This window comes from Petralouisia muris (assembly GCF_004793545.1).
GTDB lineage: Bacteria > Bacillota > Clostridia > Lachnospirales > Lachnospiraceae > Petralouisia > Petralouisia muris.
In genome coordinates, this window is the sequence record NZ_SRYA01000086.1 from 1 (window position 1) to 17,716 (window position 17,716).

Below are 17,716 nucleotides of genomic sequence, written 5' to 3' on the forward strand. Positions count from 1 at the left end.
TCTATCATACAGGTTTGCTCCAGTTTTGTATAGGTACCCACTATCTACCGTTTACGAGTTCAGCAACACAGAGGCCGGATTCCAGATATTCAAAGCATGGATGGAGGACATAGCGGAGAAACACGGCAAAATTGCCGTAATCCCCGGCATGGAGCCAACAGGCCATTACTGGTTTGCCCTGGGGAAATTCCTGCAGGATATCGGAATGAAGCCGGTACATGTAAATCCCCACCATGTGAAGAAATCGAAAGAGCTGGATGACAACAACCCCAACAAAAATGACCGTAAAGACCCAAAGACGATCGCTGCGCTTGTCAATGAGGGACGGTTCTCGCACCCTTACATACCAACCGGTATCTATGCAGAGATCAGGAGCCTGTCAAACCTGCGCTTCCAGACGCAGGAGGAGCTCACGAGGATCAAGAACCGCCTGGCCAGATGGTTCGCCATCTACTTTCCTGAATATAAAGAGGTTTATGGGGATTTGAAGGCGGTGAGCGGGAGGATGGCGCTGAAGGAGGCGCCGCTGCCGGAGGACATCAGAAAACTGGGAGTGGAAGGAGTGAACCGGATATGGAGGGACGCAAAGCTGAGAGGCGCTGGAATGAAGAGGGCAAAGACCCTGGTATCGGCGGCGGAGCATAGCGTAGGAAGTGCGGAAGCGCCGGAAGCCGCCCGTATGGAACTGAAAAACCTTCTGGCTGACATGGATGTATATGCAGCAAGGCAGGAGGAACTGCTCCGGAACATAGAAGAAAAGCTGAAAAAGATCCCATATATAGATAACCTGTTGTCGATTAAGGGAGTTGGAATGGTGACGGTCAGCGGCTTTATAGCAGAAGTTGGGGACATTGGACGTTTTGACAATCCCAAACAGCTTCAGAAGCTGGCAGGATATGCCATTGTGGCGAATGATTCCGGAAAACATAATGGGGAAAGCCGGATCAGCTACCGTGGGCGGAAACGTCTGAGATATGTACTGTATGAGGCCGCGATATCGCTGGTGGGAAAGAATGCAGAGTTTCGGGAGATACACGAGTATTATCGGACGAGGAAAGAGAACCCGCTCAAAAAGATGCAGTCGGTAGTGGCGGTAGCCTGCAAGATACTAAGAATATTTTATACGATTCTCACAAAAGGTGTAGAGTATGACCCGGAGAAGCTGCTGGGCGACATCAGTCGGTCATTTTTTGCGGACAGTTCAATACATACCTTACTGTTTTTGTTTCTCTCCCTGCTCCTATATTTCCTGCTGTACCGTTCCGTCTGCAAGTTTCTCACGCTCCAAAACAAACATCTTGTCTAATCAGGACATTTACGATAGTTGCATTCAATTCTGTAATTCTTTAATAGATGCAGATTACGTGAAAAAGTCACGAACACCCTGCGACTTTTCATAGTTATCTGTGAGTGTTTCCGTTACTTCTTTCATCTTTATTTCGATTTCAAGTTGTTCTTCCTGACACTTCCTAACATTATCTCAAAATGCTGCTCGGTGATTCGCCCCATCACCTTATCCTTGTAGAGAGAGGGAAACAGGCGAAAATGTATATAACCAACTATGGGATTGTGGAAAACCCTGTTCCCAGTCTATGGAAAAGCAAAGTACACTTTCCCACAGTCTGCAAACAGGGTTTTCCACAGTCCCACATTTAAGATTTTTTCTCTGTTTGAATATTGTTCATAAATGGCAATTCCGATCCGCCTATAATAGAAATCATTAAGCAACTTTAATGCCAAAGAAATATCCAACATTCAGAAAGAATCTGTTTTAAATCATTCACTCTGTTTCTAATTTTTAATATTATTTTTGGTATTTTAGGCAGTACTGCTGTTTATTCCATTCTCCCCAACTCTGCTATGACCTAGCGAATTCTCAGTTATTTTTGAAATGTTTACTATATATGGTTCAATAATCTTAATTGATCTGCTAACAAACTCCAGCAAATTATTTTCATTATTTTGAATATACTTATCTGCATTAGATATAAGATCTCTTAACCCTATTTCTTCATCTACTCGAATAACATTATCAAGAAACTCTTTGAAACTACCTATCTGCTCTCTACTGCGAATTATTGCTCTTTCGTATGATTTTTCCTCACTAGTTAAAAGTGCAATTACAATTAGCTCAAAATGATTCTTTAAGTACTCCACTTCTTCATTTGTTCTGATACCTGTAATTATTGCATTATCAAGGAGAGCTCCTTTTTCTTTTAACAAGAGTTCCATCCCCCATATATTTAACGGCAAGTTACTTTGAGTTGTCCAAAACTTTTTTGCTTTTCTAAAATAATCACTTGCTTCAATTGTAACATATCCTAGTTTCGCAAGTTCTTGCCGTAGGGTTGTTTTTCCAGAACAAGAATTTCCAACAATGACTATAAGCATAAATAATATCCTTTACGAATTAACTACAATCATCTTCAATAGGTGCGCAAAACCATCAATATACTCAAATAAAGAAATATTATATATATCATCTCCTAAATCGGCTATATATTTTTTAAGGGTCTTTCGTACAAAACTATTATTTTCAGCATAGAATAATAATATCTCATCTACAGTATTGTAATATTGATTAACATCCTTTTTTTGATGCAAATTTTCCAGTTTATTAAACAAATCAGTTTCACTACTATTAGATATCAGCGGTTCAAACATGGCTCTAAGTAATTTTACATCGTAAACAGAAGATGAATCTAAATAATCATATATCTCGCATTGAGGAATAAAATGTAAAATGGAGCTATTCTTTTCAAGTATTAAACTTTTATTATGAAAAAAAGCCAAAGCTTGCTGTAATTGCAAAACACATTTATTTGCTTCTCTGAAGTCATACTTTTCAAAAAAATACGGCCTAAACGCAGCAATAGTTAGAGCTTTTTCATTATTTGGAAAATATTCCCTAATAACGGATAAAATATTTTCATTATATACAGCTTCCAAATTTTTGTATTCACAACAATAATTTATCATATTCTCTAATTGGGCTTTTATAAACTTTGTTGCAGAGCCCTTTTTATTTATACAATTTAGCGGAACATAAGGCCTACTATCCCTATTAATAAAACAAGAATATCGGCTACTTTCATATGGATATATCTCTTTATTTTCATAATACTTGTATCTATTATGATGCTGTTCTAAAAACGAATCTTTATCTTTCCCAGCTAGAAAAAAACTAATAAAACCCTTTGAATTTAGCGTTTGAAGTAAAGAAACTATTCTTCGATATGGCAGTGTTAATACATGCGAATATGAAACATATACATTTTTTTGGCACAAAACAGAAATCCAAATATACTCCTCTATTTCATTCTCTGTCATAAGCCTCGATAATGTGTGTTGTAATTCAGAATCTAAAAAATACAGAAAAATCGATTTTTCCATACAATCAATCCTCCTTATTGAGAATACGTACACCTGTTTTTGAGATTTGAAATTGCTTCCATTGTAAGGCATATCCTTCGTCTCTTAAAACCCTTTCAACATAATTAATTTTATCATCTTCAATCAAAAAGTAATTAAGCGGGCCTAATGAACTAAGTCCTGCAATAAGAGCCCCAGATTCTAATAAATAGTCAATCATTTTAATTTCATACACATAATTGAAACGTTCGCATTCAAATCTTTTCAGTCCCATCGTGTGAAGTTTTTCAGTTATACTTCCTAGTTCTGACCAATCCATTTTTAACAAAGCGGGAATATATTTTCTATATAACAAATCAGTTCTTACTTCCAAAGATTCTTCGTCAGCCTGATAAGACTTAAATCTGTGACCGAATTCTTCCTCATATGAAATATACCGATTAAAAGACGTTTCTTGTGGAATAAATGTTATTACAGAAATCTGTTCTGGTACTTCGAGATGAACCAAGCTTTCAGAATTGGTAACATAATTTATCCCCCCATACAATGAGCATGCAGGACCAACTCCTGTTTCCAAACCTCGAACAAGTTTATTACCAACTTCCTCACGATAGTGTTCCATTATTAAGCGTCGTATATCAGTGCTTGAAATTGAATCTCCATATAAATAATTAATAGCTATACATAAAGCACATATTTGCGAAACAGTTGTTCCAAATCCACAATGTTTATGAAGAACATTTGTATATGAAACATGTATACCTCCTTGAAAACCAATCTTTTTCTTTAAAACTTCACAAAAATAGTCCAATACTAATGATGGTGTTTCGTTATTTGAAGTATTTTCATCAACACTTATAGACATTTTTTGATTACTCTCAATAGAAATACCAGCTCCTCCCGTCATATTATTCACATTGAATAATGATCTTGTTGTAAACATATGAAGCCTATTTGGCACAGTAACTGTAATTTTTGTTTGAATCGGTCTTTTATTCATGGCATATTCATCTCACTAAAAAGCATAGTTAACTATTGTATTTAAAACAAACTCAAAAACATTTTTTGATGCCATTTCTTGGGCAGCGCTATTTTTTCCAATTCCCCAATCAGCAATTGATTTTACTAAAATCCAGTCTTTTTTATATCTTTTTGCAACAGCAATTAATGCGCTTCCTTCCATTTCCCCACCAATTAATTCTGGTTCGGAATCCATAATATGTTTTATAAATGCTTCCGAATTAACTAATTTTTCTCCGCTTGCAATGAGTCCAAAATGTATTTTACTTTTTTTCCAATCAAGAGTACTATTTTCAAAACGATCGAGTAACCATGGAGTAGCTGTTTCCTTATCACCTCTACTTATATATTTGTTCTCATTTACCTTCCCAGCTTCGTAGTTCCATATTTGCCGAGAAACCAATATATCACCAATGTTTTGCTCTTTTTCTCTTTTGGTGTAATTACCAAATGCAACTCCTGAGAATATAATAACATCAATGCCAAATGTATTGATTGCATCAACCATTGTTAGCGTTGCAGATGCTGCACCTAATGAACCTGCTTCACATTTTACAATAACAATCATTACCTTTTCATTTTCAAAAATATGATATGTATTATTACCAATTATCTTTCTCGCATTACACAAATCATAATTCTGAGCCACCTTTAATATATTTTTGAATTCAGTCATATTTGCGACTGGCAAAAGAATTTTCATTTGCTTTTCCTCCTTATCAACAAACCGTAATCGCATATTTTGTGCTAATGTTTCTATGTATTCTTTGACAAAATCAACTGTAAAGGGCAGCATGTCTGTTTTTTTCCCTAATGAATCTCTTGCAGTAACAATATCCTGTACAATGATTTGCGAAACAATATTTTTGTTATACTGCAGCAACAAATCACTATACTTTTTGTATATTTTTTTCACAAAGGAATACAACAAGTCTACGATAATATGCAATTTACCAGAAACTCCCAAGATAACACATTGTTTTTTTATTTGTTCTAACGATTTTCCTTTAAATATAGGATCTAATATAGCTTTATATACTTCATAATCATAAATCCCATCTGGATCAACATTGTCATATTTACGTATATAGGGAAGATTTCGTATGATACACGCATTAGTTAACTGTAAATAATGCAAACTATGTAGAGATACCAACTCACTACATATCTTTTTTCTGACTAACGATATATGGTTTGGTAATGTACCTACTCCCTCTAATTCTTTAATTATTCCTCCAAACGAACTAATAGTCAAACCTTCATTTTGATAACTTTCAATTTTTCGAGTGACAACATAATCAATCAATTGGTTTGAATCCAAACAATTATCCAGCAAAACTTCTTTACTATGATTATTTTTTAATTGTGTATATATAAATTTAGTGGTTGAATCAGTTATTACCAGTGGCATAACATGATTATCTAAAATAATTTCATCTCTAAAATAGAATGGATATCTATCTACATCATATCGGTAAATATTCTGCCTATCTAATATTAATTCTTCTAACGTATCAAATTTGGATAATAAAGTAACCAAATGATAACGTTCTAATTCAAATAGAAATTGTACAGTATTCCTTAGATCTGCATTACTTTCAATTATTTGTGTTAATAACGCATATATCCTATGCCCCATCAACAATGAGTATATTACAAATAGAGTGTAGTCTTCGTCTTTTAAAAAGATGGAAGTGTTCTCTCGTAATTCCCGGTCTAAAAAATGTAAATATAATCCTTTTTGCACCATTTCATCTTTGTGATAGTAAGTTAATTACTCCCTTTCCTTATTTATCGCATATACTATAATGAGAGCATCAAGTTGTAAACATCTGTTTGGATTATTGTGATATTGCATCATAAAATATCAAATCCAAATATTCATATATTCCTTAATGAAGCAATTTATTAGTAAAATTATACAACGCAATTTTACTAACTCCCCTTTTGACACTTCCATCAAACTATATCGGTTTTTATTTTTTCATCTCACAAAACTACTTACCATATAGCAATAGTATAACAGAAGTGCAAGGAAATATCAATATTTTTAGATATTAGTTCGAAAATAGGTTAATAAAGATTTTCTTGTTATCAAAGTCCTATTGTCTTCAGGTGTTAGTGACTGTCAAAAACAAGAACCAATCTATTTTCAAACTAATACCTATCAATACATATCCTTTTGTTTCTCTCCCTATCCCTGCGTTTGCTTTCGTTTGACTTCTCCCTCTGCACCTTTTTCGCACATATCGGGCAATATTTTGAGATAGCAGAGCCGGGGACGTATTCAACACTGCACACCATACAATTCTTTGGTGGCAACGCTGTCCACCGTTTTGTGGGTGTGATATGTAATTCACCGACAAAGCCGATGAATTTATAGTAAATCTTGATTTCCTGTTTCACTGTTCCGTCTGCCGATTTTTTACGCTCTGAAACAAGTATCTTGTCTATCAGTGCATTTACAACAGTTGCGTTCAGTTCCTTTAATCCTTGATAATTACGGATAAGGGAGAGGAAGTCACGGATTCCCTGCGATTTCTCGTAGCTTTCGTTGAGCGTTTCCGTTACCTCTTTTAAGCGTGCTTCAATTTCAAGCTGTTCTTTCTGGTATTTCCCCGACATTATCTCAAAATTCCGCTCGGTGATACGCTCCATGACTTTATCCTCATAGAGAGAGGAAAACAGCCTGTCAAGCTCCGCAAGACGTTTGTTTAGTTTCTTCCGTTCCTTTTCCAGTGCCTTTGCCCTGCTCTGGTCTGTTTCCGTGAGCCGCTTCTCAATCGCCCTCACCGCCCGCTCGTCATTCACCGCCATATCCGCAAAACGGTTAATGTCGGCAAGGACAGCATTGAATAAGTCCCTCGCTTCAATGGCGTGTGCGGTACACATGACGTTACCGTACCTGCCATAATTATTACAGGTGTATTGTACGCAGTCGATGATGTCGGGGCGTTTCCTCCTGTTGGCGCTCATAGCCCGCAAAGCATAGCCGCAGTCCGCACATTTGATAACACCCGAAAAGATATTCTCAAATCCCCCTGCGTTCTGTTCCCGCCTGCGGCTTGTCATAAGCTGTTGGACAGTATCAAACTCCTCCTGCGTGACTATCCCCTCATGGGTATCGGGTATCACTTCCCATTCTTCGGGCAGCTTAGAGGGGCGTTTCTTGCTTTTCATGTTGACGGCAATCCGCTTGTAGCCTGCAAGGTTTCCCGCATATATCGGGCTTCTTAAAATGCCCCTCACACTGTTCTCGCTCCAGATATAGCGGTTTTCCTCGTTACCCTCAAAGTAACGCTCGTAGCCTGTCGCCCCCTGCGTGACCGCATAAGCGGCAGGGCGTAAAATATGCTGCTTGTTGATGTGCTTGCGGATTTTGGAGATTCCGTTTCCCTCTAATGCAAGGTCAAATATCTCCCTTACCACATGGGCAACCTTATCATCTATCAGCAGGTGGTTATGGTCGGCAGGGTCTTTGATATACCCATAAGGTGCATATGTCCCCATGAATTTCCCCTGCTGAAACCTCGCACGGTACGCCGATTTTATCTTGACCGATACATCGGCAGAATACATTTCGTTTAGGATGTTGCGGAATGGGGTGATGTCCATCGCCGATTTATTGAGCGTGTCCACGCCGTCATTGACCGCTATATACCGCACATTGTTTTCGGGAAAAAAGACTTCGAGATACAGTCCGCAGTCAAGGTAATTCCTCCCCAGACGGGATAAATCTTTCGTAATCACACAGTTAATCAGTCCATTTTCAATGTCCTTAATCATGTTCTGGAAACTCGGTCTTTGGAAATTTGTACCAGAGTACCCATCATCCACATACGTTTTTGCCAAGTGCCAGCCCTGCTTTTTCACATAATCCGTGAGGATGGATTTCTGTGTGGCAATGCTCGCACTCTCGTTATCCGTCCCATCGTCCTTTGATAACCGACAGTAAATACCGACTTCATAAATTTTATTTTCCATTCTTATCCCTGCCATGCTGTTAAACCTCCGTCTTTGTTCTACTAAATTTCATGTTCCATTGCGTACATTCTAAGCGGATATATCCTCATTGTCGAAGGTGTCATCTTTGGCTATCTTCCTGCGTATATCCTCGGAGATAATCGGGATAAATGCTTCCGCAACGGTCTGTGTGCCGACATATTCCCGACTGATAATTACCTGCACTCGTGCTTTTGGCACGATACGCTTTCTCTTTTTATTTGCTTTCTTATCCTCGCCCATACTCAACTCTTCCTTTCCAGACAGGGCAGGGGCGCATATGAAAATGTCCCTGCTCTGCCAATCAGATACCATCAATCCCCGCTGTTCAATTCTTTCTGCAATGCTTTAAGGAGTGCCGCCGCTTCATCAGCGGTCAACGTGATTCCCTTGCCGCACTTCTCACGGTTCGGGGAAAAGCTGCGGATGTCATACTTCGGCTCTTTCCCGTTCCATGAAATCAAGTTGATTTCCTTTGTATAGCCGCTTCCGCTTGCCGACAATACGGCGATTTCCTTTACAATCTCATACTGGATTTCTTTCATTTTCTACCTCAACTTTCTGTCTTATCTGGCTGTCTTTTTCTTCCACTGCCTTGTATTTACCTCCCGAAAAGAGAAGATTAGCGGCTGTCCCTGTTCCGTTTCCTCTGCAATTCACGCTCTAAAAGTTTGATGATGGTGTCCTCCATCTGCTTCGGCGTTGTGTTCTTCGGGAAATATTTTTTCAGCTTGCTTGTGTTGATTTTCAATGTTTCTTTCTGGTTTCCCTTTTCCTCCGTCATAATCGCAAATATCGTATCCATGTCAAGCCGCCCGCTCTGGCTCAAAGTTTTCATCCGCTGTGCCTGTGAGAGTGAGGGCGTTGCTTCCTCGCTCTCCATCGTGGCAAAGAGATTTTCCTGCTCGTCTTTCTTCAAAAAGGACAGCTCCACCGCAGGCGTGAGGGCGATTCTCCCCTCGTCCACCATCTGCAAAATCGGCGGTATCAGCTCCGTTAAGCGGATAAACCGCTGCACGGTCATCCTGCCAACGCCGAAGCCCTGCGCCACTTTATCGTCCGTCCGCAACTTCGTCCCAACTTGTGACGAGGTTAAATCTGTGCGGAAGCCCTGCCGCTTCATGGCTTCGGATTTCATCTTGTAGGCAAACGCCCGCTCGCTCGGCAGGATATTTTCACGCTGTAAATTACTGTCTACAAGGGTGATGATGGCTCGGTCACGGTCTAAGGGCAGGACAAAAGCGGGGATTGTGTTTACCCCTGCAAGCTCCGAAGCACGGACACGCCTCTGCCCTGCAATGATTTCATATCCGTTCCCGTCCTCTTTCGGGCGTGTGATGATTGGCGTTACGATTCCAAACTCTTTGATACTCTCTGCTAATGCTGACAGCATTTCGTCCTCCACTACATGAAACGGGTTATCGGGAAACGGATATAAATCTGCGGTCTTTAATACCTTAAAATCCTGTTTCTTCATTCACATTTCTACCTTTCTTTTTGTCTGGTTCTGCCTGTTTTCTGTAATTCTTCCAATACCTCTGGCGGGATTTTGGAGAGCAGCCGCCCCATCTGTTCGTTGGTTCTCTGCAATTCAAATATCCTCTGGTTGGCTTTCTGTACCTTTAATTCCTGCTCGTACTTTTCATCACGCATACGCCCCGCATAGTCTGATTCCTGCCCGATTCTCTCTTTCAAGCTGTCGATATACGCCTGCTGTTTGCCGATTTCCTTAGAGAATTTCTCCACGTCTGGGAGCCATGCCGCAAGCAGTTCCAGAGCCTTGTCACGCTTTTTCCCTGCGTTAAAGGCGTTGTTGTCGGAGAGGGCAGACACGATTTCTTCATACTGTTTATCAAGCCTGCCGCCTAACTTATAGAGCCATGTGGGGATATGCTTCCGCTTCGTTTCCATTGAGGACTGACCTCTTTCTAATTCGTTCCACCGTGCGGACATCCGCTCATGGTAGGCGGTCTGCCACTCGGAAAGGCTCTTTTGATTGCCTAAAATAGATTTCGCTGACAGCTTGTTGTCTAGCGTAATCGGTACAAAGCATAGGTGCATATGGGGCGTTCTCTCGTCCATATGGACAACTGCGGAGAGGATATTCTGCTTTCCCACACGCTCCGATATGAAGTCAAGAGCCGTCTGGAAATACTCTTTTTGTTCTTCTGGCGGTAACTGGTTCATAAATTCGGGCGAAGCAGTGATGAGCGTTTCCACCATCATCACGCTGTCTTTTCTCACCTTGCAGCCCGCTTCATCTACCATTCGGTTTATCTCTTTCTTGTAGGTGTAACGGGGCGGATTCACAAGATGGTAGTTATCTTTGGAGCGTCCCATGTCAATATCTGGGTTGCTTTTATAGGCTTCTTTCTTCCGCTCGTTGTGGCGTTCGCAAGCCGCAACGCCGCCTGCTTTGCGTTTCTGGAAACGCAGGATTGCATAGGGCATAGTTCATCTTCCTTTCTTTCGGCGGGTAACTGTCACTTCCTGTCTTTGGCGCATGACGGTCATGACGGTTATGACGGTGTTTTTGGGATACCCCCTCATAAGAGCCGCAACCGTCACGCCGATATTCTTTTATCCGAAGCGGAAGCGCAGGATGGGCAGGGCGCAAGCCCTGCATTAAGGGAGTCCAGAGGGAACGTCTGGCACACGACTTTGCAGGGCAAAGTGTAGTGTGTTACACCCTGTAAACGCAGTCGGAAAAATCGGAGGATTTTTCTGACCGCAGGGGTGGATGGACACGCCGCAAGCAGCGGGGAAATCCCACGCCTGCATGTTGCGTTTACGGGGTGTTCTCCCGTAGGGATGACAGCGGCGGAGGTATCCCAAAAACACCGTCATCATCGTCATGACCGTCATCCTCCACATCTTCCTGCCTTGCAAGGGAAATCATCCGCCCGCTGCTCCTGCGGCTGAAATCATAGCGGATATGGTTTTCAAGCAGGAAATCAAGACGGTATTCATTCATCCACTTCGTCAAGACATTCGCTGCTGTCCCTGTTTCCCCCAGAGCGTCCAGTAACTCGGTAGCTGTGCCAGTCCATCCCTCCCTGCCCTGCATGAAATCCACTAACCGAAAAAGAATATCTGGTATCGCTTCTTTCGCAATCTGTTCCTGCTCTTTCCGCTCCACCAGTTCCCAACTGCAATCACGGAAACGGAGCGTAAACTCCTGATAAGGCGTGTCCCTGCCTGTCACATACAGCTTGGCGGCATTGGACGCACGGTTTTCCTGTTCCAGAACAAAGGTTGCGTCCGCACTCCCCGTCAATCCCGTCGTGCCAGACACTTTGTTGAACACGTCGCTGTCATTCTGCTTTCGGATGTGGTGTACGACAATGACCGCCAGAGAGTGCCTGTCGGCAAAATCTTTGATAAGGGAGATGTCCCCGTAATCGCTTGCATAGGCGTTATCTTTGGATGCGGTGCGGATTTTCTGCAAGGTGTCAATGACAATGAGCCTGCTATCGGGATATTCTTTCAGATAATCTTCCAACTGGACAATAAGACCGTCTGACAGCTTATCGCTTGCCACCGCAAAGTGAAGCCGCCCGCTTGCTTCGTCCGTCAAGCGGAACAGCCTGTCCTGTATGCGGCAGAACGTGTCCTCAAGGCAGAGATAAAGCACATCGCCCTCCCGTGTCGGCATATCCCATAAGGGGATTCCCTGCGACACGCAAAGGCAGAGCTTTAACATGAGCCAGCTCTTTCCGATTTTCTGTGAGCCGCAGAACAGGGTTAAGCCCGTGGGTATCAGACCGTCCACCACAAAGGACGGCTTCTCAAGCGGCTCATAAAGGAGCGTGTCGGCGTTGACTGTCTGAAGCTTCTGCATGGCTTTCCTCCTTTCGGGTGGTGTCTTTGGTTTTGTTGCACATAGGCGTTGACCTCCTTAAATAGATTTACTCCCACAAAAAGAAGTAGGAGTATGTAATGCCGCCAATCCCACACCGATAAAAAGCGGGTTTCTTTTTCGGTCGGTGGCGGTCACGGTTGGAAATACTTCTTCATTTCCGCCTTGACCTTTTCCCTTGCAACCGAAACAGACTTCTGAACAGCGGAAGCGGTGCAATGCTCCATCTTGCCGATTTGATAAAAGTTGAGGTCATACTCGTAGTAGAGCAGGAAACGCCGCTTTTGTATCTTTGGCAGTCGGGCAACCGCTTTAGCAAATATTTCATTTCTCTCTTTTTCAATCATTCTTTCATCAAGCGATTTAGGCACCCGCAACGCCCGTCTGTAAAGGGTTTCATCCCACACCTCATTAAACTCCCTGTGCCGCTGATTCCATTGCTGAAGATTTCTGTTCCTGCGTTCCATCTGCCGAAATTCAAAGAATAGCTGTTCTGATACTTCCAGTTCGTGATGTTCCCCATGCCCGTCCTTAAAGCTGATAAAATACCTTGTGCCGCTTTCTGTGGATTCCTCCCGAAGCGTATATGTCTTTGCCCCGTATGCCATTTCCTTTCCTCCCGAAAAAAATTGAGTGAGAGGATTGCCCTCCCACCCAATAGCCCGTGGGGATGCTTAAATTTCCCCGAAAGGATAAAAAATAGGCTTTAATTTTTTACGGAGCCTTTCAAGGCGTTTGTAGACCGCCCTTTCGGTAAGCCCTGCCATCGCCGCAATCTCCCTTGTGGAATAGCCCTGCATTTTCAGCAGGAGAATGAGCAGGGTATGCTTGTCCACTGTAAGCAGTGTCTGGTACAGTGTTTCGTTCTCAATCTCGTCCAGCAAGTCCGCAACGGTATTCGGTTCTGCCTGCTGTTCGGTGTCCGCCATTCCCTCAAGGTATTCCCCGAAGTCGCTCGTCCATCGGTAAAACCGCCTGTTAGAATTAAAGTCCGCTCTGTCCTCAATGCGGATTTGCTCAATGACCGCTTCATCAACGCCATGCTCACGCAATACTTTTTCTTCGGCTTCTTTCCAGATACGCCACTTTCTGTCCTCACGTCCGTGGTTATATGCCATCCTTATTTCCTCCAATCTGAATTTTTGAAAATGTAAAAATCCAGATTGGAAAGGCGGCGAACGACGACCCACACTAGAAACAGCCATGCGGCATATTCCGATAAAAAACGACAAAAGAAAAACCGCAAAGGCTCTGTGACCTTTACGGTTATAGGAAATACTAATTCTGTTGATAAGAGATTCTACTTCTGGTTTCATGGTGAGAAGTAGCGTTATATGGACGGAGATTTTTTTAACTGGCTTCCTATCATTCCCCGATATGCTATGTATGTGTTAATTCTGCGTTGCATGAGCAGATAGATAACTGCCCGAAAAAAGGACATAAAAAAATCCCTCCAAACTTCAAAACAGGTCTGGAGAGTGTCTGTTAAGTCTTTTCGGGCATAGCAATACCGCCCACCACACGCCGTTTTTTTATATGGTGGGCGTTCGCCTTAAAACCTTATAGACAGAAACAGAGCCGATAAACTGTGATTGCTCACTTGTTCATCGGCTCTGCGTCTTATGCGTCTGGCTCTGTGATGACTGTCATCTTCATATTTGCTACTTCAATCAATGTTTCCTGCTTGCATTTTGGACAGTAGAGAGGATAATTTTTTAAAACCGTATCCTCTCTAATTCTGTCACGGGTTTTGTTACCACAAACAGGACAGCGTATCCACTTTTCTTTCATATACACTCCTATAATTGCTATTTAGAATCTTTTAAATTACGGCAAACCTCTACTTTCCCGCCATTGTTAGTACATGGCAGATATTCTTTTAGCCTTTTCCTTTAGAATATTTCTTGCTTCAATAGGTTCAATAATTTCAACATATTCCCCAAAAGAAAGCAGATATAGGAAAGTCCAATCACTAAACTGGTATCTAAAAGTCACTTCCAATGTTCCATCGTCTAATTTTTTAATATATTTCTCTTGAAATTCATCATAAACTTTATACGCTATCTTTTCCGAAAAATGTAATACGAATACGGGTGTATTGTATTCTTCCTTGTAGGCAGGGGTAATAGAAAAATCCTTTGGTAATTCACGGTCAAATAATTGGTCTGTTATTTGAAGCTCCCTTATGCGGGACATCTTAAAAGTGCGAATATCATTTTTGTGCTTTGAATAGGCAACAAGATACCATGCATGAGATTTGAAAACTAATTTCAACGGCTCGACAATCTGATTGGTGATTGTCAATTCTGCATTAAAATAAATGAACGTAATCACATACTTATTGATTATCGCACGTTCTAAAACCGTAATATTGTTCCGTTCCTTTTCTGGACTGCCCCAATAGGAAAAATCAATCTCCAACCATTCGGACTGTAAATTATGGCTAAACAATCCAGCAATCTTGTTTAATGATTTATCAGCGTTAGGATAATTTGACGACTTTAGAATCTGCAACGCCTGTATAATATTCTTTTGTTCTTCCTGCGTAAAATAAGATTTATCCAGTGAAAAACCTTGTAATAACGACAATCCTCCGCCATATCCCTTTTGTGATGTAATCGGTATGCCCGCAATCGAAAGTATATTGATGTCCCTATATATCGTGCGGGTGGAAACACAAAGTTCCTTTGCCAGTTGCTTCGCAGTTATATTCTCATGCCTTAACAAAAGAAACACAATTTGAATAAGTCTGTCTATCTGCATATTATCACTCTGCCTTTTTGTGTTTAATGGCAAGCTGTTTTAAATGATTCAAATTTTCTGAATTATCACCTAAATTTTCTTTCAGTATAGAACATGGAAATTTGTCACACTCGGCACAACTTCCATAAGGTTTCTTAACGCCGCATAGCCTTATATCACAATCACCGCACATCTTTTGTGACACCGTATCAGAATGGCATCCCAAACAATACATATCTTCTTTTGAGAATTTTACAATATCGGTTGAATATTCATTTGCCAATTTGATTTGTTCATCTGTATTTTTGCTGATAGTAGCCAAATAAACAGGACATTCATTACAATTCAATCCACAATATGCGAAATCCATTAAAACACTCCCTCTCCTAAATATTTGTCGTGCGGAACTACTAAACATTTTTCAATAGACTTCCAATAGCTGTCATAAAGATTTTTTTGTGCTGCTCCATAGCTTTCTTTCGTATCAAATTCCCAGTAAAGCATATACTTAACACTTTTTACAATACGGTTGATTTTAAGAGGTGGAAGTCCCTCCTTAATTTGCTCCATGTCTATGCGATACCCTCTTTTGGCAAACCGAAGCAGAAGCAATCCCTCCTGTTTTTCCAAAAGGCTTTTGGCTTCATGCATTAGAGCTTCAAATTCCTCTACCTTTTGCGGTTTGACTTGATAAATACATATTTCAGTAAATGGCATATTTCTTTCCTCCTTCATTTTAGTTATAACATTAGGAATGTGACAACAAGCATGTCGCATTCCTCTATTTATTTTCATGTGAACTATAATGATATAGCTATTCACATTTTATCATGTCAAAACTCCTTCTGGCAAATACGAACTTTAATCGAAACTTCCCGAAAAGAAAAGCGACAGAGTTTTTACACTCTGCCACCTTACCTGCCCTATGCAAAGATAATTTCCTCGTTCACAATTTCTCTTGCACACGCCCTTATGTTATTGAGCCGCCCTGTCCATTCTAAGGCGTTTTCTTCCTTTAGGCGTTCCGTTATGCCCTGTGCCTGTTTCATGCCCTCTATGAGCCTTTCAAAGCGTTCCTGCGCCTGCCTGTCAATGTCGGCAAGGTAGGCGTTGAGCCTGCCGCTTGTGAGAAGATTGGTGTATGTAACCTTTCGGTACTGCTTCAGATAATCCAAATGCCGCTGTCCCCATATGCCTATGGGTTGTTCTTCTTCGGCGGGTACGGTTAAGCACGGTATTAAGTAATCGCCTTGCCGCTCGTATCTGCCACCCAGTTCCTCAAATAATGATTTTGCCATTGTCTGTTACCTCACATTCTTTTTTATTTTGAACGTCCGCAAAATCCGTCCTACATCAGTAGACCACAGGTACAGGTGTCATAACAAACAACGGGAAAAACAGGCAATGCCCTGTCACAGTTGGACTGAGCCTCCGGCAGACGCCGCCGGGAGCTGAATCCAGCGGTGACAGGAAAGCTGGAAGGTATGGGAAACCGGCCGGAAAAACGTCCACCGCAAGGTGCCGGCCGTGGAAAACATACAGGTCAGTAAGACTTATACAAAGAATGAGCCGGTAGCCGGCAGGAATATTTTCCATAGGGCATGACCCTGGTTAGGAGCTGAGCCGGCACCCTGGTTATGGACAGGCGGGACGAAGGAAGTTAGGACCCCGGCAGAGATGGAGGGTGATCCTGGTAGACACGGGAGGTACGCTGCCATAGAAGGATGGGTATACATAAGGCCATGTAGAGCGAAAACCAAGACGTTCTACTTCGTGTACCCTTCACTCTCTATTTTCGTACCAGATACAGAGAAATGTCCATCTCCTTGGCTCATTCACCTGAGATATGTAACTATAAATTCCTTGATTTTTTAAGGAAAATCACTTGACAATATAGGGAGGAATACAAATGTACATAACAGCTAAACGTTTGTTTTATTTAGGAATGCCTACTCTTTTTGCTGCGTTATTGTATAGATCGAATTTTTCATCTTTAGTAAAGCTAATTGGTATTGCCATAATGTCAGCAGTTTTTTTAGTAGCTGTTATAATTATTGAATTAAACTCTGTGAAAAAGAAACAGCAGAATATTACGAAAAAAACAACATTGGAATGGATTGCTCTTTTTTGTATAGTGATTTTTATGTTTGGCTTTTTTGCTACACTTTTTTTGGGGATAATTAATATTTATCAAATTATTGCATTTGAAATCTCTATGGGATTTCTTTTATTATATATGATATTAGAAGTTTGTTTTACAATTAATAAGATAATAGAAAATAAAAAGGTGGAAGATGAAAATTCCCAAAATTCATGCAAAATAGTTATATTATGTTTGACAGGTGCAGTTTTGATGTGGTTTTTTAGTAGCGATATATTTAAACCTTTGCACAATGAGGTAGTCATTTTACAGCGGAATATATTAATAGTTTTTACCAATTTTCTTCTTTTATCTTTTTGTATTAATATTATATTTGCTTTTTCCTTACAAAATAATAAAAATATATTAGCGATGAAACTTTTTTTTGCATCAGTATTACTTATGATTACCGTAACCATCTCTTTCTTTATATGGTTTGATAGAGATATTGCAAGTGGGCTTGTAGTAATTTTATCTGGGATCGTTGGAGGAATACTTACATTACTTGGAGTATTATGGACTATTAGGAACTGTCGCAAAATAAAATGTACTATTTGAACCCACGTATTACATAGTTCCAT

The 17,716-nt window shown here is 40.9% G+C and carries 18 protein-coding genes and 2 pseudogenes; 2 read left to right on the forward strand and 18 right to left on the reverse strand.

What is annotated here, in order from left to right:
* A pseudogene (locus E5329_RS24500) lies at positions 1–1,183 on the forward strand (IS110 family RNA-guided transposase); the annotation flags it as partial.
* A 60-nt stretch (positions 1,184–1,243) separates the two neighbouring features.
* Here E5329_RS24500 and E5329_RS32315 read toward each other — a convergent pair.
* The 18 genes and pseudogenes from E5329_RS32315 to E5329_RS24590 all read right to left on the reverse strand — a co-directional run.
* Positions 1,244–1,542 (reverse strand): annotated as a pseudogene (locus E5329_RS32315) (DUF4368 domain-containing protein); the annotation flags it as partial.
* A gap of 276 nt (positions 1,543–1,818) precedes the next feature.
* Complete coding sequence (locus E5329_RS24505; RefSeq protein ID WP_135991899.1) at positions 1,819–2,391, reverse strand: AAA family ATPase; 573 nt, start codon at positions 2,389–2,391, stop codon at positions 1,819–1,821.
* A 12-nt stretch (positions 2,392–2,403) separates the two neighbouring features.
* The gene (locus E5329_RS24510) at positions 2,404–3,393 is read right to left on the reverse strand and encodes a hypothetical protein (protein ID WP_135991900.1); all 990 of its coding nucleotides are present in this window, start codon (positions 3,391–3,393) and stop codon (positions 2,404–2,406) included.
* Positions 3,394–3,397: 4 nt separating this feature from the next.
* Complete coding sequence (locus tag E5329_RS24515) at positions 3,398–4,372, reverse strand: GHMP family kinase ATP-binding protein (RefSeq protein WP_135991901.1); 975 nt, start codon at positions 4,370–4,372, stop codon at positions 3,398–3,400.
* 15 nt (positions 4,373–4,387) lie between these two features.
* Complete coding sequence (locus tag E5329_RS24520; protein WP_135991902.1) at positions 4,388–6,142, reverse strand: 5'-methylthioadenosine/S-adenosylhomocysteine nucleosidase family protein; 1,755 nt, start codon at positions 6,140–6,142, stop codon at positions 4,388–4,390.
* Between the two features lie 407 nt (positions 6,143–6,549).
* Positions 6,550–8,391 (reverse strand): recombinase family protein, encoded by a 1,842-nt coding sequence (locus E5329_RS24525; protein ID WP_135991903.1) that lies wholly within the window; start codon positions 8,389–8,391, stop codon positions 6,550–6,552.
* Positions 8,392–8,445: 54 nt separating this feature from the next.
* Entirely contained in the window at positions 8,446–8,637 is a 192-nt protein-coding gene (locus E5329_RS24530; protein ID WP_135991904.1) for a stage II sporulation protein R, read from the reverse strand.
* A 71-nt stretch (positions 8,638–8,708) separates the two neighbouring features.
* Positions 8,709–8,939 carry a YdbC family protein gene (locus E5329_RS24535; protein WP_135991905.1) on the reverse strand — a complete coding sequence of 77 codons (231 nt, stop codon included), beginning with the start codon at positions 8,937–8,939 and terminating at the stop codon, positions 8,709–8,711.
* Between the two features lie 77 nt (positions 8,940–9,016).
* Positions 9,017–9,871: a ParB/RepB/Spo0J family partition protein gene (locus E5329_RS24540; protein ID WP_135991906.1), complete on the reverse strand. Its 855-nt coding sequence runs from the start codon at positions 9,869–9,871 to the stop codon at positions 9,017–9,019.
* A gap of 8 nt (positions 9,872–9,879) precedes the next feature.
* The gene (gene mobV / locus E5329_RS24545; protein ID WP_135991907.1) at positions 9,880–10,845 is read right to left on the reverse strand and encodes a MobV family relaxase; all 966 of its coding nucleotides are present in this window, start codon (positions 10,843–10,845) and stop codon (positions 9,880–9,882) included.
* A 337-nt stretch (positions 10,846–11,182) separates the two neighbouring features.
* The gene (locus tag E5329_RS24555; protein WP_135991908.1) at positions 11,183–12,235 is read right to left on the reverse strand and encodes an AAA family ATPase; all 1,053 of its coding nucleotides are present in this window, start codon (positions 12,233–12,235) and stop codon (positions 11,183–11,185) included.
* A 152-nt stretch (positions 12,236–12,387) separates the two neighbouring features.
* Positions 12,388–12,861, reverse strand: coding sequence for an RNA polymerase sigma factor (locus E5329_RS24560; RefSeq protein WP_135991909.1), 474 nt, complete (start codon positions 12,859–12,861; stop codon positions 12,388–12,390).
* A 66-nt stretch (positions 12,862–12,927) separates the two neighbouring features.
* The gene (locus E5329_RS24565) at positions 12,928–13,371 is read right to left on the reverse strand and encodes a sigma factor-like helix-turn-helix DNA-binding protein (RefSeq protein WP_040784601.1); all 444 of its coding nucleotides are present in this window, start codon (positions 13,369–13,371) and stop codon (positions 12,928–12,930) included.
* A 502-nt stretch (positions 13,372–13,873) separates the two neighbouring features.
* Positions 13,874–14,044 (reverse strand): cysteine-rich KTR domain-containing protein, encoded by a 171-nt coding sequence (locus tag E5329_RS24570; RefSeq protein WP_135991910.1) that lies wholly within the window; start codon positions 14,042–14,044, stop codon positions 13,874–13,876.
* Between the two features lie 66 nt (positions 14,045–14,110).
* Positions 14,111–15,016 (reverse strand): helix-turn-helix transcriptional regulator, encoded by a 906-nt coding sequence (locus E5329_RS24575; RefSeq protein WP_135991911.1) that lies wholly within the window; start codon positions 15,014–15,016, stop codon positions 14,111–14,113.
* 4 nt (positions 15,017–15,020) lie between these two features.
* On the reverse strand, positions 15,021–15,365 hold the full coding sequence (locus E5329_RS24580) for a DUF3795 domain-containing protein (RefSeq protein ID WP_168356756.1): 345 nt from the start codon (positions 15,363–15,365) through the stop codon (positions 15,021–15,023).
* On the reverse strand, positions 15,365–15,712 hold the full coding sequence (locus E5329_RS24585; RefSeq protein WP_135991913.1) for an antibiotic biosynthesis monooxygenase family protein: 348 nt from the start codon (positions 15,710–15,712) through the stop codon (positions 15,365–15,367). Before E5329_RS24585 ends, E5329_RS24580 begins: the two co-directional genes overlap by 1 nt.
* 206 nt (positions 15,713–15,918) lie before the next feature.
* On the reverse strand, positions 15,919–16,293 hold the full coding sequence (locus tag E5329_RS24590; protein WP_135991914.1) for a TnpV protein: 375 nt from the start codon (positions 16,291–16,293) through the stop codon (positions 15,919–15,921).
* A 611-nt stretch (positions 16,294–16,904) separates the two neighbouring features.
* Here E5329_RS24590 and E5329_RS24605 point away from each other — a divergent pair.
* Entirely contained in the window at positions 16,905–17,693 is a 789-nt protein-coding gene (locus E5329_RS24605; protein ID WP_135991916.1) for a hypothetical protein, read from the forward strand.
* Positions 17,694–17,716: the final 23 nt, after the last annotated feature.